The organism is Moorena producens 3L (genome assembly GCF_000211815.1).
Lineage (GTDB): Bacteria > Cyanobacteriota > Cyanobacteriia > Cyanobacteriales > Coleofasciculaceae > Moorena > Moorena producens.
In genome coordinates this window covers 32,551-51,953 of sequence record NZ_GL890848.1, presented here as the reverse complement: position 1 = coordinate 51,953, position 19,403 = coordinate 32,551, and the positions used below count along the sequence as shown (strand labels likewise).

General features: G+C 42.5%; 21 protein-coding genes and 1 pseudogene. 14 read left to right on the top strand and 8 right to left on the bottom strand.

The features are described from left to right. Positions 1-155 (bottom strand): annotated as a pseudogene (locus LYNGBM3L_RS50215) (aldose epimerase family protein); the annotation flags it as partial. Between the two features lie 84 nt (positions 156-239). On the opposite strand from LYNGBM3L_RS50215, the gene LYNGBM3L_RS40295 reads away from it, so the two are divergent. The 4 genes from LYNGBM3L_RS40295 (at position 240) to LYNGBM3L_RS10175 (ending at position 2,451) form a co-directional block, all read left to right on the top strand. Then, positions 240-461: a hypothetical protein gene (locus LYNGBM3L_RS40295; protein ID WP_131826850.1), complete on the top strand. Its 222-nt coding sequence runs from the start codon at positions 240-242 to the stop codon at positions 459-461. A gap of 762 nt (positions 462-1,223) precedes the next feature. Next, positions 1,224-1,358, top strand: coding sequence for a hypothetical protein (locus LYNGBM3L_RS48545; RefSeq protein ID WP_267872009.1), 135 nt, complete (start codon positions 1,224-1,226; stop codon positions 1,356-1,358). Positions 1,359-1,782: 424 nt separating this feature from the next. After that, positions 1,783-1,998, top strand: a complete 216-nt coding sequence (locus tag LYNGBM3L_RS10180; protein ID WP_008182037.1) for a hypothetical protein — start codon at positions 1,783-1,785, stop codon at positions 1,996-1,998. 141 nt (positions 1,999-2,139) lie between these two features. Further along, positions 2,140-2,451, top strand: coding sequence for a DUF6679 family protein (locus tag LYNGBM3L_RS10175; protein WP_008182036.1), 312 nt, complete (start codon positions 2,140-2,142; stop codon positions 2,449-2,451). Between the two features lie 371 nt (positions 2,452-2,822). Here LYNGBM3L_RS10175 and LYNGBM3L_RS10170 read toward each other — a convergent pair whose 3' ends face one another. Then, entirely contained in the window at positions 2,823-4,454 is a 1,632-nt protein-coding gene (locus tag LYNGBM3L_RS10170) for an MBL fold metallo-hydrolase (RefSeq protein WP_008182035.1), read from the bottom strand. 642 nt (positions 4,455-5,096) lie between these two features. Then, the gene (locus LYNGBM3L_RS50750) at positions 5,097-5,219 is read right to left on the bottom strand and encodes a DUF8629 family protein (protein WP_044492584.1); all 123 of its coding nucleotides are present in this window, start codon (positions 5,217-5,219) and stop codon (positions 5,097-5,099) included. Between the two features lie 607 nt (positions 5,220-5,826). On the opposite strand from LYNGBM3L_RS50750, the gene LYNGBM3L_RS10160 reads away from it, so the two are divergent. The 3 genes from LYNGBM3L_RS10160 to LYNGBM3L_RS10150 all read left to right on the top strand — a co-directional run bounded on the left by LYNGBM3L_RS10160 (position 5,827) and on the right by LYNGBM3L_RS10150 (position 8,888). After that, entirely contained in the window at positions 5,827-6,879 is a 1,053-nt protein-coding gene (locus tag LYNGBM3L_RS10160; protein WP_008182034.1) for an ABC transporter substrate-binding protein, read from the top strand. Positions 6,880-7,185: 306 nt separating this feature from the next. After that, positions 7,186-7,944 (top strand): ABC transporter ATP-binding protein, encoded by a 759-nt coding sequence (locus tag LYNGBM3L_RS10155; protein WP_008182033.1) that lies wholly within the window; start codon positions 7,186-7,188, stop codon positions 7,942-7,944. 113 nt (positions 7,945-8,057) lie between these two features. Beyond that, positions 8,058-8,888 (top strand): ABC transporter permease, encoded by an 831-nt coding sequence (locus tag LYNGBM3L_RS10150; RefSeq protein ID WP_008182032.1) that lies wholly within the window; start codon positions 8,058-8,060, stop codon positions 8,886-8,888. 200 nt (positions 8,889-9,088) lie between these two features. Here the strand turns inward: LYNGBM3L_RS10150 and LYNGBM3L_RS45620 are convergent, their stop codons facing one another. Together LYNGBM3L_RS45620 and clpP are read right to left on the bottom strand one after the other, a co-directional pair. Next, the gene (locus LYNGBM3L_RS45620) at positions 9,089-9,247 is read right to left on the bottom strand and encodes a hypothetical protein (protein WP_008182031.1); all 159 of its coding nucleotides are present in this window, start codon (positions 9,245-9,247) and stop codon (positions 9,089-9,091) included. Between the two features lie 24 nt (positions 9,248-9,271). Continuing rightward, positions 9,272-9,874, bottom strand: coding sequence for an ATP-dependent Clp endopeptidase proteolytic subunit ClpP (gene clpP, locus LYNGBM3L_RS10145; protein ID WP_008182028.1), 603 nt, complete (start codon positions 9,872-9,874; stop codon positions 9,272-9,274). Between the two features lie 556 nt (positions 9,875-10,430). On the opposite strand from clpP, the gene LYNGBM3L_RS43210 reads away from it, so the two are divergent. From LYNGBM3L_RS43210 to LYNGBM3L_RS10130, 3 genes are all read left to right on the top strand, one after another. Then, entirely contained in the window at positions 10,431-10,571 is a 141-nt protein-coding gene (locus tag LYNGBM3L_RS43210) for a QAALIT motif small membrane protein (protein ID WP_154659741.1), read from the top strand. A gap of 269 nt (positions 10,572-10,840) precedes the next feature. Continuing rightward, on the top strand, positions 10,841-11,893 hold the full coding sequence (gene lpxD / locus LYNGBM3L_RS10140; protein ID WP_008182027.1) for a UDP-3-O-(3-hydroxymyristoyl)glucosamine N-acyltransferase: 1,053 nt from the start codon (positions 10,841-10,843) through the stop codon (positions 11,891-11,893). 1,156 nt (positions 11,894-13,049) lie between these two features. After that, complete coding sequence (locus LYNGBM3L_RS10130; protein ID WP_008182024.1) at positions 13,050-13,835, top strand: hypothetical protein; 786 nt, start codon at positions 13,050-13,052, stop codon at positions 13,833-13,835. 161 nt (positions 13,836-13,996) lie between these two features. Here the strand turns inward: LYNGBM3L_RS10130 and LYNGBM3L_RS10125 are convergent, their stop codons facing one another. Further along, positions 13,997-14,554 carry a peroxiredoxin gene (locus LYNGBM3L_RS10125; protein WP_008182023.1) on the bottom strand — a complete coding sequence of 186 codons (558 nt, stop codon included), beginning with the start codon at positions 14,552-14,554 and terminating at the stop codon, positions 13,997-13,999. Positions 14,555-14,723: 169 nt separating this feature from the next. On the opposite strand from LYNGBM3L_RS10125, the gene LYNGBM3L_RS10120 reads away from it, so the two are divergent. After that, positions 14,724-14,876 carry a CAB/ELIP/HLIP family chlorophyll-binding protein gene (locus tag LYNGBM3L_RS10120; RefSeq protein ID WP_008182021.1) on the top strand — a complete coding sequence of 51 codons (153 nt, stop codon included), beginning with the start codon at positions 14,724-14,726 and terminating at the stop codon, positions 14,874-14,876. A gap of 422 nt (positions 14,877-15,298) precedes the next feature. On the opposite strand, the gene rpoD is transcribed toward LYNGBM3L_RS10120, so the two are convergent. Both rpoD and LYNGBM3L_RS10110 read right to left on the bottom strand, forming a co-directional pair. After that, a complete protein-coding gene (rpoD, locus tag LYNGBM3L_RS10115) occupies positions 15,299-16,420 on the bottom strand; it encodes an RNA polymerase sigma factor RpoD (protein ID WP_008182019.1) in 1,122 nt (373 codons plus the stop codon). A 1,166-nt stretch (positions 16,421-17,586) separates the two neighbouring features. After that, positions 17,587-18,222 carry a polysaccharide deacetylase family protein gene (locus tag LYNGBM3L_RS10110; RefSeq protein WP_008182017.1) on the bottom strand — a complete coding sequence of 212 codons (636 nt, stop codon included), beginning with the start codon at positions 18,220-18,222 and terminating at the stop codon, positions 17,587-17,589. Between the two features lie 26 nt (positions 18,223-18,248). Between LYNGBM3L_RS10110 and LYNGBM3L_RS10105 the strand changes: the two genes are divergently transcribed. The 3 genes from LYNGBM3L_RS10105 to LYNGBM3L_RS10100 form a co-directional block, all read left to right on the top strand. Next, positions 18,249-18,797, top strand: coding sequence for a hypothetical protein (locus LYNGBM3L_RS10105; RefSeq protein ID WP_008182016.1), 549 nt, complete (start codon positions 18,249-18,251; stop codon positions 18,795-18,797). A 168-nt stretch (positions 18,798-18,965) separates the two neighbouring features. Beyond that, on the top strand, positions 18,966-19,151 hold the full coding sequence (locus LYNGBM3L_RS44985; RefSeq protein ID WP_131826851.1) for a hypothetical protein: 186 nt from the start codon (positions 18,966-18,968) through the stop codon (positions 19,149-19,151). Between the two features lie 37 nt (positions 19,152-19,188). After that, a partial coding sequence (locus tag LYNGBM3L_RS10100; RefSeq protein WP_044492594.1) for a helix-turn-helix domain-containing protein occupies positions 19,189-19,403 on the top strand: 215 nt, incomplete at its 3' end.

Sequence of the window (19,403 nt, the reverse complement as noted above, 5' to 3'; positions counted from 1 at the left end):
CGTTCCGCATCAAGATAAAAAATCTCCTGACCTTGGATATTCCACCGAATGACAATGCCACCTCGTTCAGGAACCACTTCTAATCGAGATTGGGCATTGTGGTCAGTGAGAATGTAAGTTTCGTATTGGTCTTGAGTGCGTACGATCTCAAACACTGGCTTTTCTCCCTTACGATTTAAAATCCGATTTATCAGTCTATTGAGTGCCTAATCGCTTTTGATCACAGCAAAAGCCTATTTTTGAGTGACTCTGACTGCGATCGATGGCAGGTTGGCAGGTTGGCAGTTTTTTTTACAAAATTCATGCTTAGTGCCAAGCACGTACAGGGATTAGTATGTCACAATGATGGGTATGTGGAACCTGTAGACACCTACCAAAATGCTTGCTTCTTGAACCAGGAGGCTTTAGCCACGCCGACGTTTATAAGCAGTAGGGTTTCTCCTGCTGTATCCTATAAATAGCCAAGTCGGTGACAAACCTGACAGCTAAGAAGACTAAGGGGAACGGTATAGCTCTTTTTGAGCCAAGTTCGGTAGTAGTGTGTTTAAACCGCCACAACAGTGTGAGTCAAATCTTACTGTGAACGTTGCAAGTAGCCGGTTTTTAACCGCTTTAGCAATATCCGCTCATAATCCCCTATGTTTCAACTTGGGGGAGTTGTTAAATTCTTACTCCATTATCTGTATAAGGATGCTAGTGGAATCTGAGTTTCCAACTAAACAGGTAAGGGGTCTCCCTTTATACCCGCGCTTCATGCGCGGGAGGGGAATTACCTGGCTGAGTCTCTTGGTTTTGGTATGATAAATTGATGGCGGTTGGACTGCCGCTCAATGGCTGTGGTAAATCGATACAGGATATCGAGGAACAGTAAGTCTCATTCGTGAGTTTGAGAAGCCTACATCAAATCAAAGATTATGATGTAGGAGTAGTCACATAACTATAGAGTGACCATACCCCCAAACACCATCTCTAACAGACTACAGCACCATTGCTGGCAAGCAGGAGAAATCGGTTAGGGCGGTATAGGTTGCTGAATTAAGGGATGTAGCGCCGACCTCAGGGGGTTTCCCAAACTCGCGCTCTGCATCAAGACAATGCATAAAAACAGAAAAATAACAAGCGAGAGTTAGCCACCTAATTTATTGGGTGGACAGCGTTCCCGTAGCGTGGCCAAAGGCCAGCGCGCTGGGATTTATCAAGGGCTTTCGTGTTAAAATAGAATCGTGAGTAAGAACAAGGTTGGTCGCGTTTATATTTTGCGCTTTTCGGTGAGATTCCGGACATTTGGAGACGGGGTATATCCTACGACCATGGAACAGGCAAACAATGGAGCAAAAAGTAGTGATTTATTGCCCTGATTTGTTTGGTACAACCACTCCGAAAGCTATTGTGCAATTAAATTAAAAGTAAATCCACCGGTTAACTTTTTGTTAATCCGTTCGCGTAGCTTGGCCAAAGGCCAGGGAGGTAGGGCAGTTTTGAGTCTGCCACAACAAAAGAGACTAGACTCACTCTCTAGTAAGTTTTATAAGCGTCGTGCAGCGCGGTTTTAACCCGCGTAACGACACGACTCTTAGAATCCACGCGATTTCAATCCGTGGAGAACTCAAAATGCAGAAAAAAAGTAATCAATGACACGAGCAGCGTTAATCAACTCAAACTCAAGCTCGCTTCTAATGCAAGCTACACTCTCAAGCAATGAACATAAAAGACTATTAAGCTATTTTAATCTTTAACAAGGAATAGACAAACCCGCTTGATTCCATGTTAAGTTAACCAAAAATGATTTCAAGTCAACCCCTACCCTTTAGGGCTGGGGATACGAGGAGTGAGCTACAATTATTTATTGGTAATCCTTATAAATTCTTGGAATCTATTTTTGCTGCTGATGGCGGCTCGACAAATCAAGTAAATGGTATTTTAGTCGCCAGAGCCAACAAAAAAAGGATCTGGAGTATTCCTGCTCTGGTTGCTCAGGTTTATTTTAACCTTCCATAGTATCTCATCATCGCAATGATGGAGAGAATCCCGCCAATTCTATTCGTGGGAAGTATGTCAGAATAAAGTTGTTTCTAGAGAAACTTAACCGCTTACTTCACCAGTAAAACCAAGAGTTATCTGCAACAGGAGAAGCCGAATATGCTACACCGCAAGATTTATCAACTCTGCTGCGATGGTCGTGAGGTCTGCGTTTTCTTGCGGGATCAGCAACGTTGGATTGAACACGCCCGCATTGTTGATATCGAGGGAGATTTAGTCACAATTCGTTATGAAACAGACGAAGAGGATGAGATCAGTTCCTGGGAAGAAATGGTCCGCTTGGAAAGCATAGGCTCTGTGAGTCACAAGCTAGCTTCTGTTTTCCGAGGTAATGTTGATCCGATAGTCTCTGATGATTGTCCGGAGGCTGAACAAATTCACCCCCGCTCCCAAGACTTAAATCAGGACTAGATTATTCATTGTTAATGGACAACCAACCGTTAAGGGTGAGTAAAAACTAATCGAAAATGTCGCAGAGTCTACCAAAAACTCTTATTATTTGTTAGACTTAAATTAGGTAACACCGAAAGCGATTATTATGTAACTTAAATTAAAGCCGAAAACCAAGGGTTTAATAGTTGCGCTTAGATCCCGGTGTTATAACTTTTTTGACATTTTTATGGCGCTCGCGGGATATTCCTGAGAGCTTTGGGAGATACCCCCTGGATGCGAAAGCATCTTGCATTGGCGGACTTTGGTCTATCTTGGTAGACTTTGGTAGCTAAAAAGTATCGGAAAATTGATAACTCACAACTAGCTAGCAATTTTCCCTTAACTATTCGTTACTCAAGGGGTTCTATCCGTTCAAAAACTGGACAGTACCCCTCCAGTGTTACTTTAAAACCATAGAGAGCTGAGGCTGGATTCCAGCAGCGCTGCCCTCTTTGGTACAAACAATTACCACAACACTCGATATTAATTGGTATCTTGGCTCTGCCCCCTTGTTTGAGTAGTTCTCGTTGTGACAATCCCCGCAAGACCAGTTCTTCTCCTTGCCAGCGGGCTTCTACTAAACCAGTATCAGCGAAATTTTGCCAACGAGGATCCGTTGCGATCGCCCTTGAAAGAGTGATATAGACAAGTGTATCTAATTCATTCAACTCTCCTTCATAGTTTGTTTCCGTTGGTAGAGCAGGTCTGATAAAGGTATCACCGATGGGAAGTTCTACGAGTGTTCCTGCTGCTGGCGTATGGAGATGATATCGATTTTGTAATTCTTCCAAACCAGCAAGATCAGCGAGGTAGGTAGGAGAGCCGTGAACAAAAATCACATGTTGAGGTCGAAGATTATGAATCAACTGGGTGGTTCCCAGACAATCCCCATGTTGAGCCAGCAGATAAGTTTCAACCTTAAGAGATCCGTACTCATCGATTGGATCCAAAGATTTAAGATGTTCCGGTTGTAGGACAACCCAAGAACGGTTCTCTTGCTGCCAGTACTCCCTCCAATCCATGTTTAAGTCAGTGAGGATAATACAGGGAGATTTACCGATAGCATCTCGGTGCTGGAGATCTAACCGCCGCACCCGAGGGCGTACCCGCTCATCCCAAAACAAGGCTTGATGTCGGGCAAAATTTTGTACTGAGCTGGGAAAGTGAGACAGCAGTTCTAAGTAAGCATTACAACCAGCAGCCACGTTTCCATTGACCCAAATATCAAGGTCGCGTCCTGTAAAGTGGTGATGAGAGCGCAGGAGCATCAGGATTTCTTGACCTAGACCTAAGGTAGGCACTGGCAACACAACTGAGTTATTGGTAGCAATGGCCTGCTCAATACGCTCTACTAGTTGATTTTCTTGTTGCCGCCGATGGGGATGTCGAGCAGTGCCATAACTGCCTTCTACAATTACCACATCCGGCTGTGTCCCCCTGAGCGATTCAAGGGATAATCCCTCCACCAGCCGTGAGTTAGACAGGAAAAAGTCACCGGTGTAAAGCAGTCGGTAAGTTCGATGGCGAGTGGTGTAAGTGAGTAAAAATGCTGCTGCTCCTGGCAAGTGTCCAGCTGGGAACAATTGAGCAGTGAGTCCCTCACAGAATTCTACAGGGGTAACCCACGGGAGAGCTTGACAAAATGGGAGAATATCCTCAGGAGGCAGTTCCGGCCAGTTGAGTAGTAATAGTTGAGTCGTTACCTCACTAGCATAGATTGGTAATTGTGGAAAAGTTTGGTGAAGAGCCAGCAATCCCTGACTATGGTCTGAGTGAGCGTGGCTACACAGGACTAAATCTGCTGGTGGTATCCCATCGATCTGTAGGGGGGAAATGTCTTCTAATCCACAATCAAGGAGAATGCGGTGTGGTCCCATCTGCACCAACAAACAAACCCCTTCTGCACCATGACCAACACCGTAAGGAAAGCAGGTTAATCGGTCATCCTGATCAGAGGATGCTACTGGGCGTTGATTGCTCATGAGCTTCAACTTAGATTTTAGCTAATCCGGCTCCGTTAACCCACGTCTTACTAATCAGGGAAGGGTGAATGATTAAGCCTTGGAAGAGGCAGACAGAATGGGTGATCGCCAACGGAAAATAAGGTGAAACTATTTTTCCGTTGGCTGTATCTTCCTTGAACGGAAAATTCAACGGATTCTTCCCCAGTCAAAACAAACGTGGTAGAGTTGTGACTCCGTACCAATTTAGAGGGGTTTGTATGCTGGATATATCCTAGAGGCCACTCTGGAGTCTACGATAATCCTACACCCTACCCTTTAGGGTGGGTGTGGGGAATTCTCACCTAGTTTCCCTCCTTTCGAGGTCAGAGTCAATAGGGGATAAGGGTTGCCAAAAACATTACCACAGTAGGAAGTTAAGTAGGGAGGGATTGGTTAAGTCCCTCTAACCTCTAAGTGACGATTTCAATTTTTTGACACTCCCCATGCCAAGAAGGCAGGGGCTTGGGAAAACGCCCTTAGCCCCCTCACATTCCACGCTCTTTGGTCAGCTTCTAGCCTTTAGCCTCTGCTGTGATGCCAGATGCGTGGGTTTTTCCAAGACTACACGATGAATGCTTGTTGAAAGCTCAGCAGCTGACAGCTAAAGTAAATACTGGAAGCTTAGTGTGCAGAGCCGTTGCCGTGATAATCGTCTGAATCATAAAATCCATTCTTAGTCCCAAAAAACAGGCACAAAGCAGTAAAAGCAATTGTTAGTACCACTAAAACCAGTTTTACTTCCATTTTCTTAATAACTCCTCATGGCTGTGAGAAAAAAGCGTCACGTTCATTGTAACTCCCTCTTTCGTCCAGAACCTGCCTTCATCCCCTGCCTAAGCTGTCACGCACTTAATTTTTGGGTTGAGGCTGATGGGGAGATGGGGAAATGGAGGTGGGGAGAGGGTTTCATGGTTTGTTTCATAATATGAACAGATTTAATTTAGATGCGTGTTAGCTTAAAAGCCATGGCTACTGTAATATTTTTATATTTCTCTATGATTATATATTCTTAATTTTTTAATTAGAGCGAGTATGGTATTATTTCTATCGGTGTGTTTGTTGGGGTTTAAACGCCAAAGTGATAGTCAGCTTAGAAAAAATGGCAAGTACAAAGTACCAGCTTAGTGAGTACAGCTTAGTGAGTACAGCTTAGTGAGTACCAGCTTAGTGCGATCGCTATCGGTAGTAACTTAGGTAAATTACGCACTATCTTAGAAGCTGCTAATCGCGAACCTAGACCAAATTCAAGGTTTTTCCCTACCAGACCGTTCTAGTTTGCCTAAAGCTGCACCATTTCAAACCACCACAACCAGATCATCTCAATTACTGCTCTAGCCGGTTGAAGTTTTATATGAAAGAAATCTATAAAATTAAGCGTCGCCAATTACTTAAACTTAGCTCCATCACTCTTGGGAGTAGTGTTTTGGCAGCTTGTACTAATCAAACCTCTACACCATTAACTACAGAAAAAAAAGGTAAATTAGATAAAATAAAATTTGCTCTGGGCTGGAAAGCTGAAGCAGAGTACGGTGGTTTTTATCAGGCTGTCGCTACTGGCATTTATCAAAACTATGACCTAGATGTTGTTATACAACCAACCGGTCCTCAGAGCAATCCCACCCAATTATTACTGGGGGGAGTCGTTGATTTAAGTATGGGACAGGCTGTTGATGCTATTAGAGCAGTGCAACAAGGTATTCCCAAAATTACTGTAGCAAGTATCTTCCAAAAAGGAATACGAATTCTCTTGGCTCATCCAGGGGTAGGCAATGACTCTCTAGCACAATTAAAAGGTAAACCGATTTTTGTTGCTCCTGGAGCCATCACAACCTATTGGCCCCTACTCAAGGCAAAATACGGTTTTACAGATGACCAGAAACGCCCCTATAACTTTAATGTTAGCCCTTTTTTAGTAGAGAAAAATTCAGCCCAACAGGGAATTTTGACCTCTGAACCTTACATTATAGAAAAACAAGGAGGTTTTAAGCCCAATATATTACCCTTAGCAGATGCTGGTTATAATCCCTATACTTTCACCATTGAAACCACGAAGAAACTCGTTGAAACTAACCCGGATCTAGTTCAGCGATTTGTTGATGCGTCAATCAAAGGATGGTATAGCTATCTAGAGAATCCCGAACCAGCCAATGAGCTGATCAAAAAAGATAATCCAGAGATGAGTGATGACCTAATTGCCTATGGTCTGGATAAGCTTCAAGAGTATGGTATTATCATCTCTGGTGATGCTGAAAAACTTGGCATTGGGGCAATGACCGATGAACGCTGGGAAAGTTTGTTCAATGAGTTAGTTACCGTTGGGGTACTTGATGCCAAGACTGATTACAAACAAGCCTACACCTTAGCATTTGTCAATAAAGGAGTAAATTTTTATACAGAAAGTTAGTTAACATTTTAGTTTATTAGTTACTTTGTAGTTACTTTAATTAAGTACCGAAATAACAGCTTATTAAAAAAAAAAGTAAAATGCCGAATATATTATTTATAGACATGTTAAAATCAAATTTATTAGATATTGTTATTAGACATTAATTTATATCTAGTGATTGATAATTTAAACTATTAACGGATTGCTAATCACTGATTAGACCTCTTGCAAAAGTAGTTTTATGATAGTGTTTTTATAATTTTTTTTCCGCTGTTACCTGTTACCGACTTCTGCAAGAAGTCTATTGCTACTAACTGACAATAGATGAACCAAAAACCAGCTATTTCTCTTACCCATGTCAACAAAACTTTTGACAATGGTACTGTAGCGCTAAAAGACCTAAATCTCAACATCAATAAGTCCGAATTCATCAGTCTGGTAGGACCATCGGGATGTGGCAAGAGTACCCTGCTACGCATCATTGCTGGACTAAGCACTATGAGTTCGGGAAACATAGAATGGAGCGATCGCGCTCACCAAAAGGAGATAGCTTTTGTCTTCCAAGAAGCAGCACTAATGCCTTGGGCAACGGTAATGGGAAATGTGCGATTGCCTCTTAAATTGGCTAGGGTCTCTAAAAAAGTGGCTGATAATGCTATTAAAGAAGCGCTCCAATTAGTTGGACTGGAAAGTTTTGCCCGATCCTATCCCCGTCAACTATCCGGTGGCATGAAAATGCGAGTCTCTATTGCCAGAGCTCTTGTTACTTCTCCCAAGGTATTGCTGATGGATGAGCCCTTTGGAGCCTTGGATGATATCACCCGGACTAAGCTGAACCTGGAGTTACTTGATTTGTGGAGTAAGAAACACTGGACTGTGGTTTTTGTGACTCACAATATTTATGAAGCCGTATATCTATCCAATCGGGTGGTAGTAATGGCAGCTCGTCCAGGTCGAGTAGTGGCGGATATAACTATTGATGAACCATCACCACGTAACGAACAGTTTCGTACATCCTTAGTTTATACCAAATATTGTCAGAAGGTGGCTGAGCAGTTGTCAAAAGGGATGAATTATGAGTGATAATTTATAAATTATTATTTATAAATAAATGATAATTTATGATTATCAAAAATATGAATATAAATTTTACAGCTATAATTTTACAGCTATATTAAACAGTATATAATAATTTTATGAAAAAAAATCAAGCATTTGTTCTGGCAAAGCTAAAATTGAAACGTTTGCTATCTATCGATATTATAGCCCCTGTGGCAGTGGGAATCCTGGTGTTGATGGTGTGGGATATCTCTGTTCGAGTGACTAGTACTCCATCCTATATCTTACCAGGTCCTTTGCTAATTATCAAGGTATTAATTAGGGACTGGAACAGTTTATTTGAGCCATTGCTGATCACCCTAAAAATCACTGTAGCTGCGTTTATAACAGCAGCAGTTTCAGGATTGCTAATTGCCATGTTAATGGCTCAGAGTAAGTGGATTGAAAAAAGCTTATATCCCTATGCAGTAGTTCTGCAAACAATGCCTATTGCTGCGATCGCGCCTTTAATTATTATTTGGCTGAGGAACAATACCTTTGCTGCTTTGGTAATTTGTGCTTGGATTGTAGCATTCTTCCCGATTATTTCTAATACGACTTTTGGTTTAAATAGTATCGATTCCAACTTAAGTGACCTGTTCCGCCTTTACAAAGCATCTCGCTGGCAGACAATGCTGTATCTGCGATTACCAAGTGCTTTACCCTATTTTTTAGCTGCATTACGTATCAGTGGTGGATTAGCCTTAATCGGAGCAGTAGTAGCTGAGTTTGTTGCGGGTACAGGCGGTGCTAATTCAGGAATTGCTTATCAAATGCTAATTGCTGGCTACAATCTCGAAATTCCCCGGATGTTTGCTGCTTTGTTTATGATTAGTAGTCTAGGTATCTTGATTTTTGTAATCTTGACCACCTTATCCAACTTGGTTCTGGGGCAATGGCATGAAAGTTCTCTCACCAGAGATAATTGATTTGATAATTAATAGTAAAGCAGCTCTTAAGATTAATTTTTTATATGATTCGATTTCGATATAAGCGAAAGTCTCAATCAAGATCAGGAAAAAAATCTAGATGTACCTCACGCTAACTAGGAAATCCGATATCCGTTTTCATTTCCTATAGCTGAAGTTACCTTTTGGTGATTGATTTTATTGTTACTTGTAATAAATAACTATATATAGTTATTGATGTATTGTAATTGCTTAACTCCTGTGATTAACTGCCGATTGTTAATTTCCGGAGCCACTTCAGCAATAGTCGGGACCTGGTTAGCGATCGCTTTAGCATCTCCCCAAACTAACGTCTTAGTTGACACTCCCTGCTCGCGCATAGACGGGGAGTGTCAACTAAGACATTAGTTTGTTGGTAAAGGGGTTGCTATGGGACGTCGCTCAATGACCTGGTCGATTAAACCATAGTCCTTAGCCTCAGTCGCTGACATAAAGAAATCCCGCTCGGTATCCTCCTGAATCTTTTCCAGTGGCTGACCGGTATGTTCTGCTAAATAATTGTTTAGCTGCTGCTTGTGGTACAGGATTTCTTTTGCTTGGATTTCTATATCGCTTGCCTGTCCCTGTGCTCCTCCCAGTGGCTGATGAATCATAATCCGGGAGTGGGGCAAGCTCATGCGTTTACCCTTAGCACCAGCACTGAGTAAGAAAGCCCCCATACTAGCTGCTAGTCCAACACAGATAGTGCAGACGTCCGGAGCAACTTGATTCATCGTATCGAAAATGCCCATGCCCGCAGTCACTGAACCGCCGGGAGAGTTGATGTACAGGTAAATATCTTTTTCCTGGTCATCGGCTTCTAGAAAGAGTAATTGGGCAACCACTAAGTTAGCTAAGTCAGAATCAACCTGTTGTCCGAGGAATACAATGCGCTCTCGCAACAAACGAGAGTAAATATCAAAGGCACGTTCGCCACGACCGGATTGCTCGATAACTGTAGGAATCATAAAAAATAAGCGTGAAATTTGCAAACCCCGTGTATGGGCGACTGGGGAGGAAAAACAAAGGAAAAGGGCGGTTAAAACCGTCTTAGATCAATGTGGGGAGAACAGATGCAGTTCATACCCGTTCCTGTTAACAGCCTCAAGCCCCTATCGAAGCATAACCTCATGTTTGCCTCGCGGCTTGTTATCGGTTGGTCAGCTATGTTGCATGACTAGGCTAGGGAGTCCTGTCTAGACAAGAGTGGGGTGCTGACTTAAGGTGGCTGGTAGATTGGTTTTCCTTTACATTGTAGCGACTAGCAAACTCTTGCTTTGGTTCTAATCTCGGCTACCCCTAATCTATTAAATTACACAGAATGACTTAGGAGCAACCCTTTGCACTGTGCCAGTCACTGAGGCGGAACATATAACTTGGCACTTATATGGTTGCTTAAATAAACTGGTAGAGTTAATTACCTTCACGGGTGTATCAATTTTTATAAAGTTCGTATCTCAGTCAAGTAGCATCGCTTTCGATTGTTTCACCAAGACTATATATTAGGAATGAGGAGTGTGGCTCGTGTTTAAGAAAGTTTTTCAGGCATTTACCATTACAATATTGCTCAACTTACTAGTCTATATTAGTCCACCAGATCCTCAACAGTCTGATGCTGTACCGCCGTCACGGTCAACCCCAAAAGTGTTCTTAAGTTTACGGTAGCACCACCAGACATGATTGATTAGTCGTTAGTCATTAAACCTTCGATGTCTTAATTGGTTCCATCTATGGATGGAACTAACAGACTTGTAGACTAATGACTCAATCATCCAAGGGCAATCGGAGTGATGGAATAAGTTAAGGGCTAGGAACACCCAAGATAACTAAGGAATTGTGAATCCCATTTAACTAACTCAATAGCAATGGCGGTTAGTCACCAATTTATCCTATCATTCCAGATGTCCAATTCCACACCCACCCATTGCCGAGCCATGAAATTTAGTCTTTTAATAGAACACCTGGGTAGTACAGCGTCTTTGTGCCATAGCCTGAATAGCGATACAGAGCTTAACCCTGAAATTACCGGAGTTGCTCCCATCGATCAAGCCACCCCAGGCACTCTCAGTTATATTGAAGGACCCAAGTTTGCCCACATGGTAGAAAAAACCCAGGCGAGTGCATTAATTTTGTCCCTGGATGAAGCATTACAGGCAAAAGCGACAGAAAGAGGTATTGCTTGGGTAGGGACATCTGAACCGAGATTACTATTTGCTCATGCGATCGCATGTTTCTATCAACCCTTTCAACCAGCACCAGTCATCCATCCCACTGCAGTGATTGACCCAGATGCTCAGTTAGGAACAGATGTCTATATTGGACCTTTCGTCATAATTTCAGCAGGGGTAAAGATTGGCAATCAGGTCTGTATTCATCCTAATGTAGTACTATATCCTGAAGTAGAAATAGGCGATCGCACTGTTCTACATGCCAACTGCACTATTCATGAACGGAGCCGCATTGGTAACGATTGTGTGATTCATAGTGGTGCAGTCATTGGTGCTGAAGGGTTTGGCTTTGTGCCAACCCCCCAAGGGTGGTATAAAATGCAACAATCTGGCTACACGGTCTTAGAAGATGGGGTCGAAGTTGGCTGTAACAGCACCATTGACCGTCCAGCGGTTGGGGAAACCCGGATTGGACGTAACACTAAATTAGATAATTTGGTACATATTGGTCATGGCTCCGAGGTGGGACAAAACTGTGCCTTGGCAGCCCAAGTTGGATTATCTGGAGGAGTCAAAGTAGGTAATCAAGTGTTGCTGGCGGGTCAGGTAGGAATTGCGAATCAAGTGAAAGTTGGGGATGGAGCAATTGTGACCGCTAAATCGGGAATCCACAAAGATGTAGAACCCGGAAGTATAGTTTCTGGCTATCCTGCTATTTCCAACAAACTCTGGCTAAAAATATCTGCCATCTACAATCGGCTTCCAGAAATGTATAAAATCTTGAAACAACTTGAACGAAACTTTAAAGATAAAAAATAAATATAAAAAGTTAAACAACTGGGCTCTCCTAGACTGATTATAGTAAATTAGTAGTTTAAATGAGCTTAAACCCTTAAAGAGCAAGGGATTCAATAAACTAAAAATACATTGTCTTGATGCAGTCGCTCATGGTTTGTTCGCGTTCGCCTTTGGCGTGGCCTACGGCCAAGCGTCGCCTTTGGCGATAGTTACCGTAAGACAGGCTCGCCTTAATCAATAAGTTTTAACCATGCATCTGCATAGCCTACCAACCATAAAGGCTCCCCTGTCTAAGGTTTCGTCTCCGGGGAAAACCACGGCAGTCGCTCATGGGGGGAACCCCCTTTGGCGGCGCTGCCTCCCCTGTTCCGAAGCTGCATCGCTTTTATTAAAATTGCATTTTTAAATTACTCAAGAGCTTACTAAGCAAGGACTATGGCGATTATTTTGTACTAATTTATCCTAGCCACTCTAGGAGAGCCAACAACTGAACAATTTTTGCTGTTTCTTTTGCTATGATTTTGGAACATTAAGGAATTAAGCTGACTTGAACAGATTTCTTGACAAAATCTTCATATTGGAAGCTTAGTGAGAAATAAAAACTCTAATTTTAATAATTTTTTAAGGTTATAGTTAATCGTTTCTTCTCGGAAACTTAATAAATAAATCTCAAAGTATAAATAGTTTGTAAAGATTACCTAGATACATTGACTTTTAATAAAAAAAACCTGTAAAAATTTACACAATACGTTCATTAGTCGTAAGCATTCAGCTATCAGCCGTCAGTCGTCAGCTAATCAACGGGAGGTAGTAAACAAGCTGAGGGTGCTGATATGGCTGCTTGAAAATCCCTGCTTGTTTTACTCATCCAACCCCCTGCAGTTAAACCGCCTGCTAGCACCTCAAGTAGCGATGCAGCTTCGGAACAGGGGAGGCAGCGCCGCCAAAGGGGGTTCCCCCCACTCGCGCTTTGCATCAAGACAGCACCTCAAGTAGCGCATTAGCTGATAGCTGACAGCTGAATACTTACCATTAGTCATTAGACGATCATCAAACTGATCAGATTAATCAGGGTGTTAATACGGTTGGTGCTCATATCAAAAGTTAAGATTGCCTCTGATTTTTCTGGAATCATCGTCGTCGTTTCAACCTTTAGCGTTCTAGAAAAATTAATTTTATGTCCACGTCTCAAATTCCAAAACAGTCCACCTTAAGAAAAGAAATCAACTATCTGGTTGACTCGTCTAGTTTTTCTAGTGGTGAGGAACCAGTTAAATTAGTTAATGGTGGCTTTGAAGAAGGACTCAAAGGCTGGCAAAAGCTAGGACCAGGCGGGATCAAAAGAGCTAGTTTTGGCATTACTCCAACCGAGGGAGAAAAGCAGCTTTTACTAAGAACTAGCAATACCGAAGTCACCAGAACAGGTCAGCCAAAAGCCCCATCAGCCTCTAAACTGGAGGAGTTTTTATACCTGTCCACAGGAACTCTTGATTGTATTGCCCAGAAAATTTTAGACACCGTTGGCATATGTGGTACTTCTAGCAAGGTAGTCAGAGGTGCTGCTATCCAACAAATGATTACCCCTTGTGTTGGTGATACCTTAACCTTTGATTGGAATTTTCTCACCAATGAAGACGTGGGAGATGAGGCTATTGTTGCCGACTTCGCTTTCTTCTGCCTTAGTTCTCCCAAGTCCCAAATTGTCTATGAACTAGCTAACCCAATCCTAGGGGTCTTTAGTCAAGCACCGAAAAACTTTTACAACCAAACCGGATTTCAAGGATTTACTCATACCTTCACTACTGCTGGAACTTACAGCCTAGGCTTTGGTGTTGTGAATGAATTGAGTCATCAAACTCAGTCTGGGCTCATCATTGACAATGTTAAGCTAACCAGCGCTACTGTTGATGATCCGGCTTCAGTACTCAGCCTACTTTCAGTAGCCTCCTTCAAGGATGCTTAAATAGGACTTAGGCACTCAAGCTATATGTAGAGCTATATCTAGAAATGAGTTGATTTGGTTAAACTCTATCTATAGAGATTAGAGCAGATATATTAGACCAGAGATTAGACCTCCTCAGGGCATAAATCTTGTTAAAGCTTAATCCTTAGTGGGAAATCAACTCAGAAAGAAGTAGACATTAACTCATCCAGGCGAGCCAGTACTTCGGTGCTATGAATTGCTGGTATCACACCAAGGAATATTTCCCGTAGAATGCCTTCTGGATCAATGATATAGGTATGGCGTAGGGACATAATACCTAGCCAAGAACCATAAGCCTTGCTGACAGAGCCATCGGTGTCAGCTAAAAGTGGGAACTGTAAACCTTCTGATTCACAAAACTCCGCGTGAGAATCGACATGATCCACGCTCACCCCTAGGATCTGCGCATTTATCTCCATATATTTGGCCAAATCTTGCTGAAATCGCTGAGCTTCCAAGGTGCAACCACTAGTAAAGTCTTTGGGGTAGAAATAGAGTACGACCCACTTACCGTGATAATCGGAGAGGGACACCGAACCCTTACCAGTATTGGTCGGTAGGGTGAACTCGGGTGCGGGTTCATTAATAGGAGGTTGTTTGCCACCGAGAGCATGGGCAGGGTTGGCAAAATTTATCCAAGCCAGTAAAACGATCAAGCTAGCCAACAGACTGCTGATAAATGCGCGACGAGAGATCATGATGAAAACAGCAAATTATACTTCACATAAGTTTACATCATTGATCAACTAAGACTTTATACACAATTCATCCCGCTTGCCTATGCAGATAATTGACATTTAGCCAATAATTTGTTACATTTATTAATATAAACGGGCTACACAGAGTAAATTAGCGGAGCAAAGAACCATGTCCAATCAAGAGTCTAACGAAGCCAAGTTCGGTTTCACCCCTAAAGCAGAAAACTTAAATGGTCGTCTAGCTATGATCGGCTTCATCGCTGCTTTAGTCACAGAATATATTACTGGTCAAGGTGTACTACACTTCTTGGGATTAATGTAGTTCCCAATAGTTAGTTAAATTTGTCAATCTCAATAAATAGCTGGAGTTCTAGTGTTGAACTCCAGCTTTCTTATGTGTTTTTAGCTGATTCCATAGTTTGTTCTACGGAATGTCAGCTAAAATATGAAAACGGTGCGACCCCGTAATTTAATTCGCCATAGGAAAGCGCACCGGAACTAATTTCTGGGTAGGAATTGGGGTAAGGAATGTGATATAATGTCTGTTTGAATACTTATCATGTTTGGTTGATAGCCAATGGAAAATTGAAAATTAACAATTGTTAGGAGTCAATTGACAATTAACATCCATGGTACCAACCGTATTATATGTGATTAACCAGACTTCATACTGACTCCCTATTCCCCACGAAGTAAATTGAACGATAACAGAAAACCCTGATTGCTATCAAGCAGCAGGGTTTTCTATCGGATATATTCCTTGAGAATGCTATTGCGATTTGGATGGCGTAGTTTGCGAAGGGCTTTGGCTTCAATTTGTCGAATCCGTTCCCGCGTGACGTTGAAGATTTGGCCGATTTCTTCCAAAGTCTTCATCCGTCCATCATCTAATCCATAGCGTAGACGCAGTACGTCACGTTCCCGGGGACTAAGGGTATCAAGGACACTTTCTAGGTCTTCCCGGAGTAGATTTTTGGAAACCTGATCTTCTGGGGTTTCACCATCGGCTTCAATAAAGTCTCCCAAGCGGGAGTCTTCTTCTTTACCAATAGGCGTTTCTAAGGAGATGGGAAGTTGAGCTGATTTGGCAATGAATCGCAACTTCTCGATGGTCATTTCCATCCGATCTGCAATTTCCTCTTCTGTGGGCTTGCGACCCATTTCTTGAGAAAGAAGTTTAGTGGTTTTCTTGATCCGCGAGATGGTTTCATAAAGGTGAACGGGTAAGCGGATAGTCCGGGACTGGTCAGCAATAGCACGAGTAATAGCTTGACGAATCCACCAGGTAGCATAGGTAGAAAACTTGTAGCCTTTTTCGTGGTCAAATTTTTCCGCAGCCCGGATTAAACCTAGAGAACCTTCTTGAATCAAGTCTTGGAATGAGAGTCCTCGATTCATGTATTTCTTGGCGATGGAAACCACCAAACGGAGGTTAGACTGCACCATTTTTTCCTTAGCCCGCCGACCGACGTGTAAGCGGTAACGGAAAGCTGGCAGCTCCATATCGACCTCTGTTGCCCATTCCCGATCTCCAGGTTCCCGCTCTAACTGCTCAGACAAGCGCTCCCGCACTCGTTCTAATTCCAACAAATCAGCAATTTTACGGGCTAATTCAATTTCTTCATCAGCTCTGAGTAGACGAATCCTGCCAATTTCCTGCAAATAGAGGCGAATTGAATCTTCTGTATAGTGCTTCTTTTTGCTTTGGGTTCGGCGACGGTTAGATCGCCCCTTACCAGGCTTACTATTTTCCTCGTCAGGTTGAGCGTCCACCAAATCATCTCGGTTCACGTCATCCTCAATCAAGACTTCTAAATCGCTCTGAGGTTGAGCGATTGTTGCGAGTAATTCATTTGCCTGGGTCATGTTTTTTCCTCATGCTCCTTCAGTTTCAGACCAGTAGATGATGTCCGTTGATCTACTTAAGATGGCTTAGTCAGTGAGAACCTTGTTTGTTGCACCCTATGGTGGGTCGAATCGCTTCAGCCGTAGGAATTAGATCGACTCTATTTCCTTGGACTTAACTTGCAGTGAATCTACTATCCATTTAAGTGTTAATACTGAATTTTGGGAAGACTTTTTGATTGTAGCCTTATTTACAAAATTTTGCTCTAGTGTTTATCTGAAAAATTTAGCTTATTTATCTGGTCAAAAGCTTTGAGAAAGTGTAGCAATAAGTACCCACTTTCCTTTATGCCTAGAATATAGTCACTAGTTTAGTACTAATGTTCTATAAAACCCGACAGTTGAACTTCACTAGGTTAATTAACTTGTCCTGTATGATAACCATTGACAAGCTATGGGTCTAGGTAATGATTATTTAGTATTACTTTTGTAATACATTTTCCTAGCCAATGTAGTAACACGCTAAGTGAAAGTACTGCCAAGTAAGTTGATTTAACCAGCTCCTAATTCGGTATTCCTGCGTAAGGGAATGGTGAATCAGGGCATCGGAAATAATCTAGAGAAAGACGATGGGAACATTGCGTAGGGGAAGCAAGTCTCCTCGTCCGATGGAGCTTTCGGTTGATCATTATTTTAATTTCTAATTTTAATTTTTACAGTTTGCTCATTTTTTTGAAAATTTATCAGATTAGCTGAGCACTACATATAGCGTTAAAATGGATAGTATACTCTATATGAAGTATATAGAGTAGGTAATTGGATTAAGTAGTTCACTACAGGAGTAATGAGATGGAAAACCGGAAGCGTCTAGCAAAGCAGTTTTTCTAGGAGTTTACGGTGCGGTGAGTCAGAAAAGCCCTTAAACTCAATTTAAACCAAAAAACCTTAACCTAAATTTTTTTTTCCCTGGCCCCAATTAAGGCCTTGGGGTTCCAAAATTGGCCTTAAACCAAAAAATTTTTTGGTTAAAACCCCTTTTGGGGTTTTCCAAAATTAAGGCCTTGGAAGGGGAAATTTTAAAACCTTCCAAGCCCCGGTTAAGGTTTTTTCCAAAACCCCAACCAATTCCTTTTGGTTCCCCGTTCCCCAATTAAATTAAAACCCACGTTTACCCGTAAACGTTTAGGTTAACGGGGAACCGGTAACTTCCAACGGGGTAAACCCGGTTTTTTACTTTCAACCACATCTTGTCCTCCATAATAACCATCATGTAGGACGATCAGGGAACCGTTTTGAACCTGCTTTAGGACTCTCTCCACGATTATACTGACACCAGGACGTTTCCAGTCTTCTGGAACAACACTCCACATTACTGATCTATAGTTCCACTGGTGCAGTATATTCAAGGTTCGGGGTGTAAATAATCCGTTAGGGGGACGAACGTCTTTTACCTTGTCTGGGTGAATCTGACAAGCTTGAGCGATCGCGTCTTGGGTAAGGAGCAAACTCTGCTGAAGGGCATCCCGTTTTAAAAAGGGAAAAGACTGATGGTAATATCCATGAAGTCCTAACCAGTGACCTTGTTGGTAAACCTCTCTAGCGACACTGGGGGCTTGGTGTACGCAAACGCCCAACCAGAAAAAACTGGCTCTGACTTGGTAGCGGTCTAAGACTTGCAGTAACTTGGGAGTGTACTGTGGATGGGGTCCATCATCGAAGGTGAGTGCGATCGCAGGTGAATTCGTTGCTCCTGACCACAGGCAATTGGGAAAGGCAGGTTTGAGAATTTGGTACAGAATAGGGTATAGGGGAGCAAATTGCATTTAGTCGTAAGTTTGGATGGGGTGGAGTGAATTTGACTAGTTTCCATGTCCTACTTGATCGCATTTTGCGGCGTCGCCAGATTATTTTGATGTTGATCGGCTTTTGTGTAGCAGTAGCGCTTAGCAGTTGTAACACTGTGATTATTACTGAGTATGAAGCTACAGCACTAACCACCTTAACCTGGCGAGTTGAGTATTCTCTTAATTCAACAACTGATAGAGATCCCGATGTTGAGGAGTTTGCTTCCAAGTCCGTAGTCAACCGCAATGGTGAGAAACCAGAAGGTGCTGTAACAGGACCTGATGACAAGGGGTTATGGTGGCCAGTTGTCCCACCAAAACCAACCATTGATGAGGTAGAACAGCGTCAGCCACTTCATCATAAGCCTAGCAAGCCAGAGCTGTTGCGTACAGTTAAATACGATATCACCTATCAAGAGGGGGCACAGACAGTGACACTACCTACTAATTATGACGTTTACCGGCAAGTTGCTAGAGCCTATCCTTACCGGAAACCTCTAAGGCTTACCCTGGGAATCAATGATGCTTCGGTGGAAAAAGCTGATACTAAATGAGCTAAAGCTCTCCCTTGCGGCTGCCCGATGGTGGGGTGTATGGGATAAATGATTAGTTCAATTCACCCCATCACTCGTGATTCCCAAAAATTTTGGGTTTAAAGCCCCGTCCTTCGCTGGATAGAAACCTTATATAGTGGAGCCTTAATCAATAAGTTTTAACCAAAGGTGCGCTTTCCGCATCTAATTATTAAATTCGCCACGGGTCGCACCTCTTTTATGCATAGCCTGCCGACTCTAAAGGCTCCACTATCTTACGGTAACTATCGCCAAAGGCGACGCTTGGCCGTAGGCCACGCCAAAGGCGAACGCGAACAACGGGGTTTTGTTATCTTTCGTATTGACGGTAGATAATATAATGGCTATTATAGAAGGCAAGGAGGAAAAGCAAATGTTTAATCTCACCTACGAGTTCAAGCTCAAACCTACCAAACAACAATCAAAAATCTTTGATGAGTGGCTTGAGATAACTCGCTTGGTATACAACTACGCTTTAGCGGAAAGGAAGGATTGGTACAAATCTCGTAGTTGTCAGATTAATTCTTGCCGCCTCCGTAGTTGCTACATCATTCCCGCTGACACACCGCGTCCTACCTATGCAAGTCA